Raw genomic sequence first — 14,767 nt, 5'->3', positions numbered from 1 at the left:
CCGCGCTGGCGGCGTGCGCCGTCGCCGCGCTGGCGGTCGTGGCGGGCGTCAAGGGCGCCGCGCTCACCGACGGCGCCGCGCTGAGCCGGGTCGTGGGGACCGTGCTCGACGTGGTCGCGCTGGCGGCCGGCGTCGGGCTCTACGTCTCCGTCGTCGGCGAGCGGCGCGGCGCGCTCCGGGCGTTCGCCGTCCCGCTCGCGCTCGGGATCGCCGTGCTGGGGCTGGCGCTGGCGGTCGGCGCCTTTCACGACGGGGCGATCGACCCCAAGACGCGCCTCCCCGTGCGCTCGGTGACGGCGGTCTGGGCGGCCGTGCTGGGCGTGGCCGAGGCCGCGCTGGCGGCCGTCGTGCTGGCGTCGCTGCGGCCGCTCGCGCTCCACCGAGGGCGCCGCGCGACGGTCGCGCTGTGGCGGATGTTCGGGGTGCTGGTGCTCGTCGCCGCGCTCGCCGTCGCCGGGCGGCCCCTGACGGCGTACGCGCCGACGGTGATGGCCATCTTCGCCTCGGCGGCGCTCTTTGCCGGGACCGCCCTCGCGCTCCGCCAGCGGTGGACGGCCGACCTGACGCCTGAGAGCCGGGTGGCCGCCGCCGCCCTCGCGCTGTCGCTGGCGGCCGTGCTCGGCGGCATCATCTTCGTCCAGATCGAGGGCCCGCTGGTGCTGCCGGTGGGCGACGGGACGGGCCGCGTCGGGGCCGTGCCCTACAGCCACGCCCTGAGCCGGTCGCTCGCGGACGCCGTGCTGGGTGTGCTCGTGGTCGGGACGCTCTACGGGCTGGCGTCCGGCCTGACGCTGCTGTTCGGCGTCACGGGCGACCTGCAGGACGAGCGGGCCGGCGAGCGGCGTGCGCTGCGGTCGCTCGTGGACCTGTCCGGGCGCCTGCTGGAGCGGTCGTCGCTGGCGGCGGCCGTCGCAGCGGGGCCCGTCGAGGCCGGGCTCGCGGACGCGGCCTGGGTGGCGCTGACCGACCCGGCCCAGGGCCAGATCCGCCCGGCGCTTGTGGCCGCCGCCGGGATCGACCTCGACGCAGCGCGCGCCGCCGCCGACGTCGACGCCCTGTTCCGGGCCGCCGCCGAGGCCGACGGGCCGCTCGTCCTCGCGCACGCCGAGGCCGACCACCGCGTCCGCGCCCGCCCCGGCGATGGGATCGGGAGCCTGGTGGCCCTGTCGCTCGGCGGGCTGGCGCAGCCCGGCGCCGCCACGCGCGGCGTGCTGCTCGTCTCGCGCGCCCGCCCGGACGCCTTCGAGCCCGACGAACTGGCCGCCCTCGACACCTTCGCCAGCCAGGCCGGCCTGTCGCTCTCGCACGCCGACCTGTTCAGCGATGCCCTCGAGCGCGAGCGGCTCGCCCGCGAGCTGACGCTGGCGCGCGAGGTCCAGCAGCGCCTGCTCCCCCAATCGTTGCCCGAGATCGACGGGCTGCAGCTGGCCGCCGCCGAGCGGCCCGCGCGCGAGGTCGGCGGCGACTACTACGACGCCGTCCGGCTCGGCGAGCACTGCGTCGGCGTGCTGATCGCGGACGTGTCGGGCAAGGGCACGCCGGCCGCGTTCTACGCCGCCGAGCTCAAGGGCGTCTTCCAGGCCGCCAGCCGACTGACGCGGGCGCCGGGCGAGCTGCTGGCGGGCGCCAACGATGCCTTGTCCCCCTCCCTTGGGCGCGGCGTGTTCACGAGCGCCAGCTACGCCGTCGTCGACGCCGAGGCGGGCACGCTGTCGCTGGCGCGCGCCGGCCACACGCCGGCCGTGCTCGTCCGCGACGCGGCCCGCGCCGACGGCGGGCGCTGGCTCCTGCGCGGCGACGGGCTCGCGATTGGGCTCGACCGGACGGGCGACCTGTTCCGCCAGACCCTGCGCGAGCAGACCGTCCGGCTCGCGCCCGGCGACACGCTCGTCCTGTACACCGACGGGCTGACCGAGGCCCGCGACGGCGCGGGCGAGGAGTACGGTTACGACCGCCTGTGCGCCTTCGTCGCCGCGAACGCCCACGTCGACGCGCTGGATCTCCGGGACTTGCTGCTCGCCGAGCACCGCGCGTGGTCCGGGTCGGACGACCCCGGCGACGACATGACGTTCGTCGTGCTCCGCTGGACCGGCCGGGGGGGCGACGGCCCGCCCGTCGTGGCCGGCGACGGCCCGCCCCTCACCGAACGCCCCGCCTTCGCCCGCGACGAGGCGGTCGCCGCGTCCTCCTGACCCCTGCGGCACCGTCCCGCCTTCCCACCGTTCCGATGAGCCACTTTTCAGTCTCTTTCGACCGCCTCGCCGAAACCGCCGATGGCCCCGTCCGGGTGCTCGAGCTCCACGGCGAGCTCGACGCGCATACGGCGCCCGACTTCGAGGCCGCCCTCGACACGTGCCTCGCCGGCGGCGACGCCCGGCTCGTCGCCGACGGGTCCGGGCTCGACTACGTCTCGTCGGCCGGGCTCGGCGTGTTCATGGCGTATGTCGAGCCGGCACGGTCGGGCGGGGGCGACCTCAAAATCGCGGCGCTCTCGGAGAAGGTCTTCGAGGTATTCGACCTCCTGGGCTTCCCGACCGTCTTCGACATGCACACGACGGTGGCCGAGGCCGTCGAGGCCTTTTAGGGTGGCCGCCGCCGCCCCCACCATGCGCGTCCGCGCCGACACCGCCGAGCTCGCTCGGGTGCGCCGCCGCGTGGCCGCGTGGGCCGAGGCCGCCGGGCTGAGCGGGGCCGTCGCCCGCCGGCTCCAGCTCGCCGTCGACGAGACGGTCGCGAACGCCATCGAGCACGGGCTGGCGCCGGGCGCCCGCCAGCTGACCGTCTCCGGCGCGCCGGGGCGGGGCCGCCTCGCGGTGACGGTCCGCTACCGCGGCCCGGCCTTCGACCCGACGACGGCCGGGCCGCGCTCGGCCGAGCCCGCCGTCCGCAAGCGAGCGCCGCACGGGTACGGCCTGCACCTGATGCGCTCGCTCGTCGACCGCGTCGACTACCGCCGCGACGGCGGGGTCAACGAGGTCCGGCTGACGGTCGCCCGATGAGGATCTGCGCCATCGACGTCGGCACGAACACCGTCATGAGCGTCGTCGCGGACGTGGCCGACGGCGCCCTCACGGTCGTCGCCGACGAGGAGCGGTTCGCCCGGCTCGGCCAGGGCGTCGACGCGAGCGGGCGGCTGGCGCCGGAGGCCATGGACCGCGTGGTCGACCGGCTGGCGGGCGCGCAGGCGACGGCCCAGCGGCTGGGCGCCGAGCGCATCGTCATTGGGGCGACCAGCGCCAGCCGCGACGCCTCGAACGTCGGCGACCTCCAGCGCCGCGTCCGCGACGAGCTCGGCCTCGACTACCGCGTGATTTCGGGCGAGCAGGAGGCCGAGGCCACCTTCCTGGGCGCGCTCGCGCTGCTGCCCGAGATGGACGCCGCGCTCGTCGTCGACATCGGCGGTGGTTCGACGGAGTGCGCGCTCGGGACGCGAGCGGCGGGCGTGACGGCGCGACAGAGCGTCGACGTGGGGAGCGTCCGCTTGACCGAGCGCCATTTTGTGGATCGGCCGCCAGCATCGGAAGCGGTCGCGGCAGCCATCGCGGATGCCGACGCGGCGTACCGGGCGGTCGGGTTCGAGCGTGGCCCCGTCCCCCTCGTGGCGACCGGCAGCGTCGGCCGGCTCATGGCCCGGCTGGCGGGGACGCCCGACCGGGTGGCCGCCGAGGTCGTCGCCGCGTGGCGCGACCGCCTGCTCGCGTTGACGCCCACCGCCGCGCTCGCGATCGCCCCAGACGTGCTGAAGGGGAGGGAGGACGTCGCCGCCGCGGCGTTGCTCTGCCTCGCGGCCGCGCTCGCCCGCTTCGACGCCGACGCCTACATCCCGACGACCGGCGGCGTCCGCCACGGGCTGGCGCTGGCGGAAGCGACGACGTAGACGCCAGCTCCGCTCGCGCCAGCGGATGGGTTCGAGGTCTGGATAACCCTCACCCGGTCCCTCTCTCGACGAGAGAGGGGACGTCGTAGCCCCGCTAGCGCGAGCCCTCATGCAAACCTCCCCTCCCGGACGGGAGGGGCTGGGGGAGGGCGACGGGCTGGCGGCTCCCCAGCTATGGCTCGCTGCTCTCGGCTTGACCAGTCCCCGCTCGCGCCAACGGCCAGCGCCAGCTGGGGAACACCCTCACCCTGTCCCTCTCCCGAGGGGAGAGGGGACCCCGTAGCTCCCTCGCGCTAGCAGGGGGCGCAGGCCCTGGCCTCCCGTCGAAGAGGCCGCGAAGCTCGCGCCGGGGGGAACGGGTTCGGCCGCTGGCACCGTCTCTTGCGTGCACGACATCCCGCCCCGCCATGGCCGACTCGCCCGCCGCCCGCCCGAACGCCCCCGCCAGCCTGGCCGGGGTCACCAACTTCGTCGCCGTCGCGTCGGGCAAGGGGGGCGTGGGTAAGAGCACCGTCGCCGCCAACCTGGCGTGCGCGCTCGCGGCGACCGGCGCCAAAGTCGGGTTGATGGATGCGGACGTGTACGGCCCGAGCGTCCCGCTGATGTTCGGCGTCCCGCCCGGCGAGAAACCCCAGGTCAACGAGCAGCGCCACATCGTCCCGCTGGAGCGGTTCGGCGTCAAGCTGCTCTCGATGGGTTTTTTGGTGGACGACGCGAACGCCGTCATCTGGCGCGGGCCGATGGTGTCGAGCGCCGTCCGCCAGTTCCTGGGCCAGGCCGCCTGGGGCGAGCTCGACTACCTGATCCTCGACCTGCCGCCCGGGACGGGCGACATCCAGCTGACGCTCGTCCAGACCGTCCCGATCACCGGCGCCGTCGTCGTGTCGACGCCCCAGGACGTGGCGCTCGCGGACGCCCGCAAGGCCGTCAAGATGTTCGAGAACGTCCACGTGCCGGTCCTCGGGGTCGTCGAGAACATGGCGTACTTCACGCCGCCCGACCTGCCCGACCGCAAGTACTACCTGTTCGGCGAGGGCGGCGCGCAGCGGCTCGCCGCCGAGCTCGACGTGCCCGTCCTGGCGCTCGTGCCCATCGAGCAGGCCACGCGCGAGGCCGGCGACAACGGCACGCCGGTCGTGCTCGCCGAGCCCGAGAGCGTGACGGCCGCCGCCTTCCGCGAGCTGGCGACGACCGTCGCCTCGGAGGTCACTCGCCGCAACGCCGACGCGCCGCCGACGCAGCCCATCGAGATCCTTTACAAGTGATGCGCGACGCCGTCCGCCGCCTCTTTCGCACCTCGCCGCCCGACGCCGGGCCGAGCCGCCCGTGCGCGGAGCCCCCGATCCCTCCCGCCGCCCGTCGTACCTTCGGGCTCACCCCTCCGGACATGGCCGTCGCTTCGCCCACTGACCCCGCGCTCCGCCAGCGCATCGAGGACACCCTCGACTCGATCCGGCCGTACCTCATGGCCGACGGCGGCAGCGTGCGCCTGCAAGACGTGACCGACGAGTTCGTCGTCGAGCTCGAGCTGCTGGGTGCCTGTGGCACCTGCCCGATGAGCATGATGACGCTTCGCGCCGGCATCGAGCAGGCGATCCGCCGCGCCGTCCCCGAGGTCACCCGCGTCGAGGCCGTCGCCCCGTCCGCCGCCTAGCCCACGGACGCGGCCCGCGCCGCACACGAGACCCGATGGACCTTGCCACACCGGGCGCTGCCGACGAGCGCCAGGCCGAACCGCGTCGGCTGCACCACATCACGCGGATCGACATCGACCCGTCGCCGGAGCACCCGCGCCGTCACGCCACCCACGGCTGGCAGGTGCGCGCCCGGCGCGACGGCCAGCGCCTGTCGAAGTTTTTCGCCGACACCAAGCACGACGGGCGCGAGGGCGCGCTCGACGCGGCCATCGCCCACCGCGACCGCCTGCTGGCGTCGCTCCCCGAGGAGCCGCAGAAGCCGCGCAAGGCGTGGAGCAACACGGGCGTCGTGGGCCTGTCGGTCCGCGAGAAGACGGCGAGCGGCATTTCCAAGCTCTACGTCCAGCTCAACTGGGTCGACGCGGCGGGCAAGCGGAAAGCGGGCTCGTTCTCGGTCGAGAAGTGGGGCATCCGCCGCGCGCTGTGGAACGGCTGCCTCAAGCTCTACCGCGAGCGCCAGGCGGCGGGCTACCCCGTCGAGGAGCCGCACGTGATGTTCGCCCGCGCCCAGGCGCCGTTCCAGGACTTGGTCGACGCCGAGATCGCGGCGGAGCAAGCGGCGGAGGCGGCCGAGTCGCCCCGCGAGCCGGTCGCCGAGGCGCCGGAGGCGGTCACTCCCGTCGAGCGCGCACGGCGCGAACGGTCGGAGCGCAACCGCGAGGCGTTCGAGACCAAGGAAGCCCAGATGGCGCGCCACGAGGACAAGATGCGCAAGCTCGAAGACGTGCTCTTCGGATAGTGGAGGGCGGTTTGCTCGGCGGACCCCCACTCTCACGCCATCGCTTCTCTTGAAGCGCGGGTGCCGTCTTTGCTCCCAAGGGCAAGCCTGCTCCGTGCGGCGCCCGTGGGCCCCGGCTTGTCATCCCGAACGGATGTGAAGGATCTCGACGCAAGCGCTTCAAGCCTTGGGGACCGGATGTCAGGGCTTGTGGCCTCGCGTTGGCTGCGCCTTCCCTTCGGGCGGAGATCCTTCGCAAGCTCAGGATGACGTCTGTGGGGATGGAGTAGCTAGAGCTTCAAAGCCCGGCTTGCCAAGGGGGCAGCCCGACCCGGGATTTGAGGATGCGGTGGGGATCCCGAGAAGGCGTACCAGCGGTCCGGCTCGCGCGTACCTTAGAACCAATCCAGACAAGCCTCCGCCGGTGAGCCCCGACTTCGACCACGCCGCCCCCGTCACCTCGTTCCCCGCCGGGCGAACGGTCCGGCTGTGCTTTATGGGCTTGGACGAGCCGACGTGCGCGCGCTTGCGCGAGCTCGGCGTCCGCGAGGGCTGCGACGCGTGCGTGATGGCGACCGGCGACAAGTGCGTGCTCGGGATGGGGGCGGCTCGCGTGGCGCTCCGCCGCGAAGTGGCCGCTGGGCTGTTCGCGACCGACGTCCGGTAGTCCGATGCCTGGCGCGACGCTCGACACGCTCGCCCCCGGCGACACCGCGACCGTGGCCGGATTCCGGGGCGAGGTCCCGGCCCGGCTGCTCGAGATGGGACTCGTGCCCGGTACTCCCGTCGAAGTCGTCCGCTTGGCGCCGCTCGGCGACCCCATGGAGCTGCGCGTCCGCGGCTTTCTGCTGACGGTCCGCAAGGCGGAAGCCGCCAGCATCGAGGTGTCCTAGTGGAGATCGCCACCGCCGTCCGCACCGTCGCGCTCGCGGGCAACCCGAACGTCGGCAAGACGACGCTCTTCAACGCGCTCACCGGCTCGCAGCACAAGGTCGCGAACTACCCCGGCGTGACCGTCGAGCGGAAGTCGGGGCAGCTGGCGGGGGGCGCCGGCGTCGAGGTGATCGACCTGCCCGGGACATACAGCCTGGCTCCGAAGTCGGTCGACGAACGCGTGGCGTTCGACGCGCTCGTGGGGCGGATCCCGGGCGAGCCCGCCCCGGATGTCGTCGTCTGCGTGCTCGACGCCACCAACCTCGAGCGCAACCTCTACCTCGCGACGCAGGTCTTGGACCTGGGGCTGCCGACGGTCGTCGCGCTCAACATGACCGACGCGGCCGCCGAGGCGGGCATCGCCGTCGACGCCGCCGCGCTGGCGGAGACGCTGGGCGTGCCCGTCGTCGAGACGGCCGCGCGGACGGCCCAGGGCATCGAGGCCCTCCGCGCCGCCGTGCTCGACCCGCCCCCGCCCGCCGTCGGCGTCGGCTGGGACGTGATGCCCGCCGTCGACGCCGTCCTGGACGATCTCGATGCCGACCTTCCCGCCGACTTGCCGGCGCCGCGCCGCCGCTTTGAGGTCCTCGGCGCCCTCACCTCGGACGCCCTACTGGCGCCGTGGGAGAAGGCCGCCCCCGACTTCCACGCCGCCGTCGTTGCGGCCCGCGCCGACCTCGACGCCCGCCCGGTGATGTTCCGGATGGCCGAGATGACCGGCCGCTACGGGTGGATTAGCCCCGTCGTCGCGCGTGTCGTCCGCCAGCCGGAGGCGCACGAGGCCACGCTGTCGGACCGCATCGACGCGGTCGTGACGCACAAGTGGTGGGGCCCGCTCATCTTCGGCGGTGTCCTGCTGGTCGTCTTCCAGGCCGTGTTCTCGTGGGCCGTCCCCGCGATGGACGCCATCGAGTGGCTCGTCGGGGTCACCGGCGAGGGCATGCGCGCCGTCCTGCCCGACGGCGTGGTCGAGGACGTGCTGGTCGAGGGTGCGCTGTCGGGCGTGGGCAACGTGCTCGTCTTCCTGCCCCAGATCATGCTCCTGTTCCTCTTCCTGGGGCTGATGGAGGACACGGGCTACATGGCGCGGACGGCGTTCATCATGGACCGCGCGATGCGGCGCGTGGGGCTCAGCGGCGCCTCCGTCGTCCCGATGCTCTCGGCGTACGCCTGCGCGATCCCCGGCATCATGGCCGCGCGGACGCTGGCCGACGAGCGCGACCGGATCATCACCATCATGGTGGTGCCGCTCCAGGGCTGCTCGGCGCGCCTGCCGGTCTACGTCCTCTTTATCGCCGCCTTCATTCCCTCCGGCGCCCTGTTCGGGGTCGTCGGCTACCAGGGGCTGGCGATGACCTCGTTGTACGTGCTCGGCACCGTGATGGCGTTCGTCGCCGCGTGGGTGCTCCGCAAGTTCGTCTTTACCGGGCCGGGCTCGTCGTTCGTGATGGAGCTGCCGCCGTACCGGATGCCGCAGCCGAAGTACCTCTGGCGCCGGATGCGCGACCGCGCCAAGGTGTTCGTGGTCCGCGCGGGCAAGATCATCTTCGCGCTCAGCATCGTCCTCTGGTTCATGGCGAGCTACCCGAAGACGGACCCGTCCGCCGAGCTGCTGGCGCGCGTCGAGGCCGCCGACCAGGCCGTCGAGCGGGCCACGGAGTCGCTCGTTCGCATCGACCTCGGGGAGCGGCCGTCGCTCGATGGCACCGACGCCCAGGCGGCCCAGAGCGCCGTCGACGCGGCCGACGCCGAGCGACTGCTCGTGCAGAACGAGCTCGCGGGGTGGCAGGTGCGTAACAGCCTGATCGGCCGGTTCGGCCGGGCGCTGGAGCCCGTCATGGCGCCGCTCGGGTTCGACTGGAAGATCTCGGCCGGCATCGTCGCCAGCTTCGCCGCGCGCGAGGTCATCGTGAGCGCGCTCGCGACGATCTACAGCGCGGGCGCGGATGCCGACGAGGAGAGCCTGACGTTGCGGGAGGCCATCAAGGCGGACACGTATCCCGATGGGACGCCGGTGTTTACGCCGCTCGTCGCCGTCAGCCTGCTGGTCTTCTTCGTCTTCGCGCTCCAGTGCATGAGCACGCTCGCGATCGCCAAGCGCGAGCTCAACTCGTGGGCGTGGCCGGCCGTGATGTGGGGCTACATGATGGCGCTGGCGTACGGGTTCTCGTTCGCCGTCTACCAGGGCGGGCAGCTGCTCGGGCTGGGTTAGAAGTAGACCGCCAGCCCCAGCCGGACGCCGCGCGGGCGGACGCTGAGCCGCACCCGCTCGTCCCCAAAGAACTCGCCCTCGAGCATCACCTCCTGGCCGTACTCGCCGGTGATCCCGATGGCCTCGGCCACGATCCACTCGACGCCGACCACGCCCGCCAGCCCGGCGCCAACCATCGAGGACGTCTCCGACGGCCGGATCCCCTCCGCGACGCGCCGGAAGTCGACCCGGCCCGTCGGGCCGATCCCGGTGTACAGGTAGATCGGCGTCCGCGAGCGGCGGTAGCGGAGGGGCATCAGGGTGGCGGAGGCCGAGAGCACCTGGGCGTTCTGGTCGTTGCCGAAGACCGCTTGCGCTTGGGCCGCGACGGTGACGCCGAGCCGCACGGCCCGCTCCTCACTCCGGTGCCACTTGAGCCCCAGCGACCCGCCGTCGAGCGGGCTGAGGTCGAACCCGTTGACGCCGAAGACGAGGGCGCGGGCGCCCTCCTCGAGCGGCGTGTCGGCCGACTGGGCGGACGCGAGAGGGGCGGCGACGAGGAACGCCAGCAGGGCGACGAAGCGAGACATGAGCGCGGGGGAGGCGGGAGGAAACGGATGCGGATGTCGTCGCACGACACACAGGCAGAGTAACGCGCACATGCCTTGGACAATTCGAAGGCCTCGGTGCGCTCGCGGGAACGCTCTACTCGACGGCCGGTGGCAACCTCCCGAATTGGCCCCTGGGGACTACTCCGCCGCGTCGATGCCCAAGCGCTGGGTAAAGGCGTCCCGGCGCGTGCGGCTCAGGCTGAGCCGCGTCCCGTCGCGCAGGCGGACGGCGTAGTCGCCGCCCGGCGCCGTCAGCAGCGCTTCCACGCGGTCGATCCGGACGATCGTCGAGCGGTGGATCCGGAAAAAGAGCGCGGGGTCGAGCCGGTCCTCCAGCGCCTGCATCCGCTCGCGGACGACGTAGACCTCGGCCCCGACGTGGACCTCGGCGTAGGGCCCGTCGGAGGCGATGTAGTCGATGTCGGCGACGGGCACGAGCCGCGTCTGGCCCCGCATGTCGACGGCGATCCGCTCGAGGTACTCGGCCGGTGGGGGCGCCGCGGCGGGCCGGTCGGCGCCCAGGAGCGCCGCCAGCCGGTCGCGCAGGCCGTCGACCTCGCGCAGGCGGATGGCCTCGCGCGCCCGCGCCAGCGACTGCGCAAAGCGGTCGTCGTCGAACGGCTTCAAGAGGTAGTCGACCGCGGCCACGTCGAACGCCGCGAGGGCGTGCTGGTCGTAGGCCGTCACGAACACGACGGCCGGCATCGCCCGGGCGCCGACCTCACGAACGACGTCGAGCCCGCCCAGGCCGGGCATCTGGATGTCCAAGAAGACGAGGTCCGGCCCGTGCTCGGCGATCGCCGCGACGGCCGCGCGGCCCGTGGCGGCCGTCCCGACCACGGCGACGTCCGACTCACGAGCCAGCAGGTCGAGCACGCGCTGGCGCGCGAGCGGCTCGTCGTCGACGACCAAAACGCGGAGATCAGCCATCGGCGGGCGCGGCGTCGAGGGGGGCGACCGTGCGGTAGGGGAGGGTCACCTCCGCGACGACGCCGCCCTCGGGCCGGTCGCGGACCGAGAGCACCCCGTCGCCGCCGTAGAGCGCGTCGAGGCGGGCGCGCGTGTTCGTGAGCCCGACGCCGCCGGAGCCCCCGAGCCCGTCGCCGCCCGCCAGGCCGGGCCCGTTGTCCTCGACCGCCAGCACCAGCCGGCCGCCGTCGCGCCGGGCCGCCAGCCGGAGCCGGCCGACGACGCCCTCCAGGCTGCGGACCCCGTGGCCCACGGCGTTCTCGACGAGCGGCTGGAGCAGGAGCGGCGGCACGAGCGCGTCGAGCACGTCGGGCGCGATCGCCTCCTCGACCTCGAGCCCGCCCTGGAACCGGACGCGCTGGACGTCGAGGTAGTCGTGCACGAACGCGAGCTCGTCGCGGAGCGGGACCTCGGCGGCGCCGCTGTCGTCGAGCACGCGGCGCAGCAGCGACGACAGCCGCGCGATCATCGTCCGCACGCCGGCCGGGTCGCGCTCGACGAGCGCGCTGACGGCGTTGAGCGTGTTGAACAGGAAGTGCGGGTTGAGCTGCATCCGCAGCGCCGACAGCCGGGCCTCGGTGAGTTGGGCCTCCAACCGGACGCGGTCGGCGAGCAGCCGCGACGCCTCGGCCTCGCGCTCGCGCAGCCGCAGCAGCGCGTCGCGGGCGGCGCCGGCGGCCAGCACGGCGAGGTAGATGATGAGCTCGTCCAGGAACCGCAGGCCCGTGACCATCTCGGCCATCGACCACGGCCGCGCGGCGGCGAGCTCCGGCGAAAGGACCGGCCGGAGCACGCCCCGCGTGAGCGCTCCGACGGCGACCGCGACGCCGACCCCGATCAGCACGTGGACGGCGAGCCGCCGGGCCAGGCCCTCGCGCTCGATCCGATAGGCCCGCGCCAGCCAGAAGATGAGCGGCGTCAGCAGCGCCCACAGCCCGTACTCGGCCAGCGTCTCCACGACGTCGCTCGCGGGGATCCCCGCCGTCTCGTGCCACGGCCCGACCGCCCGGCGGACCACGGCGAGCGTGCCGAGCGCCAGCCAGAACCCGACCGCGAGCAGCCCCTCGGTCCGGCGAGACCACGGGCGCGAGGGCGGGGCAGGGGCGCTGTTCATGGCCGCAATCTAGGGGTCGGGCGGCCCAGTCTAAGAGGGCTCATGACCGCAGGCGTGCGGCTCGTGACGCCCCCGTGCATCTCGTGCCTGGCCCCGGATCCGGAGCCCCGAAAAGCCCTATCTCTCTCGCTCCACGCCCCCCGATTCGATGCTCCGCCTCCTCGTTCTCCTCGCCCTGCTGGCGCCCGCCGCCGCCGCCCAGACCGGCGCCGTCACCGGCCGCGTGCTCGACGGCGACCTCCCGCTGCCCACGGCGACCGTCGCCGTCTGGCAGATCGCCGGGCCCGACTCGACGCTCGTCGGCGGCGCCACGACGACGCTCGACGGCGACTTCCGCGTCGAGGGCGTCCCGGCCGGCACGTACGACGTGGTCGCCAGCTTCGTCGGCTACGACCCCGCCCGCCAGCGCGGCGTGGCCGTCGTCGGCGGCGAGACCGACCTCGGCGCGATCCGGCTCGTGCCGAGCGCGGCGGCCCTCGGCGAGGTCCGCGTGACGGCCGGGCGGACCCAGGTCCAGACGCGGATCGACCGGACCGTCTACGCCACGGCCGACGACCCCGTCTCCGACGGCGGCTCGGCGACCGACGTGCTCGCGACGCTGCCCTCGGTCGACGTCGACGTCGACGGCAACGTGTCGCTGCGGGGGGCCGGGAACGTGGCCGTGTTCGTCAACGGCCGCCCGGCGCCGGTCCAGGGCGACTTTCTGGCGTCGTATCTCGCCAGCCTGCCGGCGGGCTCCGTCGAGCGCGTCGAGATCATCCCCAACCCGTCGGCTGCCTTCGAGCCCGACGGCGTCGGCGGCGTCATCAACATCGTCCTCAAGCAGAACACGGACCGCGGCGTCGGCGGGACGGTGTCGGCCGGGACCGACTCGAACGGCGGCCTGGATGGCACGGCCGCGGTGACCTATGGGAAGGGCCCGTGGTCGCTCGCGGCGACGGTCGGGCTCCGCGACGACGTCCGCCCCGGCAGCGGCGACGGCTTCCGCATCAACCGCTACGACACCGACCCGACGACCCGGACCGAGGAGGAGGCCGGCGACCGGACGCGGACCTCGGCCCTCGTCAACCTCTCCGCCGACTACGCCCTCAGCCGCGCCACGACGCTCACGTCGCAGCTCCAGCTCGGCACGCGCGCTGGCGACGAGACCGAGATCGGCCAGACGCTCGTGCAGGGCCTCGACGGCGCGCCGGTCTTCGGGTTCGGGCGCGAGGTCACCGAGGTCGATGACGGCCGCTCGCTCGACGCCCGCCTGGGGCTCGTCCACCAGTTCGGCGAGGGCCACCGGCTCACCGTCGAGGGCCGCGCCGAGGCCTCCCAGGAGACCGAAGACAGCGCCTACCTCGAGACCCTGCTCGACGGGGCCGGCGACCTCACGCCCGCGCGCCGGTCCTCGCAGGACGACTCCGACCGCGAGGCCTCGGTCCAGATCGACTACACCCGTGCGCTCGGGACGCTCCGCCTCGACGCAGGCTACAAGGGCGACTGGCAGGCGCTGGGCAGCACGCTCGCCGCCGAGACGGCCGGCGCCGACGGCGTCTTCGTGACCGACCTCGACCAGAGCAACACGTTCGACTTCGACCAGTCGGTCCAAGCGCTCTACGTCCAGGCGGGCGGCGAGTGGGGCGGCCTGGGCGCCCAGGTCGGCCTCCGCGCCGAGCAGGCGACGACGACGTTCGACCTGCTCACCAGCGACGAGACCTACGAGAACGACTACGCGAGCCTCTTCCCGAGCGCGTTCCTGTCGTTCGCGCCGAGCGACGCGACCACCTTTAAGGCCAGTTACAGCCGCCGCGTCAACCGGCCGCGGACGCGGGCGCTCAACCCGTTCCCGTCGTTCGACGACCCGCTCAACATCCGCCAGGGGAATCCGGCGCTCCAGCCCGAGTACGTGTCCTCGTTCGAGGCCGGCGTGACGCAGTTCGTGCCCTGGGGCTCCGTCTCGCTGACGCCCTACTACCGCCACACGACCAACGTCATCCGCCGCTTCCTGACGATCCGCGACGACGGCGTGACGGTCCGCACCTTCGAGAACCTGGACACGTCGGACAGCTACGGCGTCGAGCTCGTCTCGTCGTTCGAGGACGTGGGCGGGCTGAGCGGGTACGCGAGCCTGGAGGGCTTCCGCCTCAAGACTGACGGCACGACGACCTCGACGGGCGACGTGGCCAGCGACGGGTTCAGCTGGGGCGGCCGGCTCAACGCGACCTACGACCTCGGCGACCGGCTCGGGCTCGGCGGCCTGGCCCTCCAGACGACGGCCCGCTACAGCGCCCCCATCGAGACCGAGCAGGCCCGCATCGACTCGCGCGTCTCGGTCGACCTCGCCCTGCGCCAGAAGCTGCTCGACGACCGCGCTTCGCTGACCGTCCAGCTCCGCGACCCGTTCAACCAGAGCGGCTTCGCGTACACCCTCGACCAGCCCGAGCTCTTCCAGGAGCTCTCGCGGACGTGGGGCGGCCGCCAGGTCGGCGTGACGTTGTCGTACACGTTCGGCCAGCAGGCGCGCACGCGCGACCGCGACCCGGGCGAGCGCGACGGCGGCGACTTCGACGGGGGCGACGAGTTCTAGCCTCCGGCCTCGGTCACCCCTCCGTTGGGGCTGGCGCCCGCTCAACGCCCTGCTCCCCGCTCAAGGCCTGGGGCCCCGAGTTCAA

Annotated in this window: 14 protein-coding genes; 11 read left to right on the top strand and 3 right to left on the bottom strand. The window is 73.7% G+C overall.

Going from position 1 to position 14,767, the window contains the following annotated elements:
- Window positions 1–38: 38 nt before the first annotated feature.
- The 10 genes from ACLIRP_RS10385 (at window position 39) to feoB (ending at window position 9,437) form a co-directional block, all read left to right on the top strand.
- Window positions 39–2,192: a PP2C family protein-serine/threonine phosphatase gene (locus ACLIRP_RS10385; protein ID WP_412060379.1), complete on the top strand. Its 2,154-nt coding sequence runs from the start codon at window positions 39–41 to the stop codon at window positions 2,190–2,192.
- A gap of 35 nt (window positions 2,193–2,227) precedes the next feature.
- Entirely contained in the window at window positions 2,228–2,584 is a 357-nt protein-coding gene (locus tag ACLIRP_RS10380) for an STAS domain-containing protein (protein ID WP_412060378.1), read from the top strand.
- A 1-nt stretch (window position 2,585) separates the two neighbouring features.
- Complete coding sequence (locus ACLIRP_RS10375) at window positions 2,586–2,999, top strand: ATP-binding protein (protein ID WP_412060377.1); 414 nt, start codon at window positions 2,586–2,588, stop codon at window positions 2,997–2,999.
- Window positions 2,996–3,877, top strand: a complete 882-nt coding sequence (locus ACLIRP_RS10370; RefSeq protein ID WP_412060376.1) for an exopolyphosphatase — start codon at window positions 2,996–2,998, stop codon at window positions 3,875–3,877. Before ACLIRP_RS10375 ends, ACLIRP_RS10370 begins: the two co-directional genes overlap by 4 nt.
- 407 nt (window positions 3,878–4,284) lie before the next feature.
- A complete protein-coding gene (locus ACLIRP_RS10365) occupies window positions 4,285–5,142 on the top strand; it encodes an Mrp/NBP35 family ATP-binding protein (protein WP_412060375.1) in 858 nt (285 codons plus the stop codon).
- Between the two features lie 122 nt (window positions 5,143–5,264).
- A complete protein-coding gene (locus tag ACLIRP_RS10360; RefSeq protein WP_412060374.1) occupies window positions 5,265–5,531 on the top strand; it encodes a NifU family protein in 267 nt (88 codons plus the stop codon).
- A 35-nt stretch (window positions 5,532–5,566) separates the two neighbouring features.
- Entirely contained in the window at window positions 5,567–6,313 is a 747-nt protein-coding gene (locus ACLIRP_RS10355) for a hypothetical protein (protein ID WP_412060373.1), read from the top strand.
- A gap of 403 nt (window positions 6,314–6,716) precedes the next feature.
- Complete coding sequence (locus ACLIRP_RS10350; RefSeq protein WP_412060372.1) at window positions 6,717–6,959, top strand: FeoA family protein; 243 nt, start codon at window positions 6,717–6,719, stop codon at window positions 6,957–6,959.
- Between the two features lie 4 nt (window positions 6,960–6,963).
- Window positions 6,964–7,185 carry a FeoA family protein gene (locus ACLIRP_RS10345; RefSeq protein ID WP_412060371.1) on the top strand — a complete coding sequence of 74 codons (222 nt, stop codon included), beginning with the start codon at window positions 6,964–6,966 and terminating at the stop codon, window positions 7,183–7,185.
- Window positions 7,185–9,437: a ferrous iron transport protein B gene (feoB, locus tag ACLIRP_RS10340; protein WP_412060370.1), complete on the top strand. Its 2,253-nt coding sequence runs from the start codon at window positions 7,185–7,187 to the stop codon at window positions 9,435–9,437. Before ACLIRP_RS10345 ends, feoB begins: the two co-directional genes overlap by 1 nt.
- Here feoB and ACLIRP_RS10335 read toward each other — a convergent pair.
- The 3 genes from ACLIRP_RS10335 to ACLIRP_RS10325 form a co-directional block, all read right to left on the bottom strand.
- Window positions 9,434–10,006, bottom strand: coding sequence for a hypothetical protein (locus tag ACLIRP_RS10335; protein WP_412060369.1), 573 nt, complete (start codon window positions 10,004–10,006; stop codon window positions 9,434–9,436). The genes feoB and ACLIRP_RS10335 overlap by 4 nt on opposite strands.
- 159 nt (window positions 10,007–10,165) lie before the next feature.
- Window positions 10,166–10,957 carry a LytR/AlgR family response regulator transcription factor gene (locus tag ACLIRP_RS10330; protein WP_412060368.1) on the bottom strand — a complete coding sequence of 264 codons (792 nt, stop codon included), beginning with the start codon at window positions 10,955–10,957 and terminating at the stop codon, window positions 10,166–10,168.
- On the bottom strand, window positions 10,950–12,110 hold the full coding sequence (locus ACLIRP_RS10325; protein ID WP_412060367.1) for a sensor histidine kinase: 1,161 nt from the start codon (window positions 12,108–12,110) through the stop codon (window positions 10,950–10,952). Before ACLIRP_RS10325 ends, ACLIRP_RS10330 begins: the two co-directional genes overlap by 8 nt.
- A 148-nt stretch (window positions 12,111–12,258) precedes the next feature.
- Between ACLIRP_RS10325 and ACLIRP_RS10320 the strand changes: the two genes are divergently transcribed.
- Window positions 12,259–14,682, top strand: coding sequence for a TonB-dependent receptor domain-containing protein (locus ACLIRP_RS10320; RefSeq protein ID WP_412060366.1), 2,424 nt, complete (start codon window positions 12,259–12,261; stop codon window positions 14,680–14,682).
- The last annotated feature ends 85 nt before the right edge of the window (window positions 14,683–14,767 follow it).

Source organism: Rubrivirga halophila (genome assembly GCF_046845755.1).
Classification (GTDB): domain Bacteria; phylum Bacteroidota; class Rhodothermia; order Rhodothermales; family Rubricoccaceae; genus Rubrivirga.
This window is presented reverse-complemented; position numbering and strand designations above follow the sequence as displayed.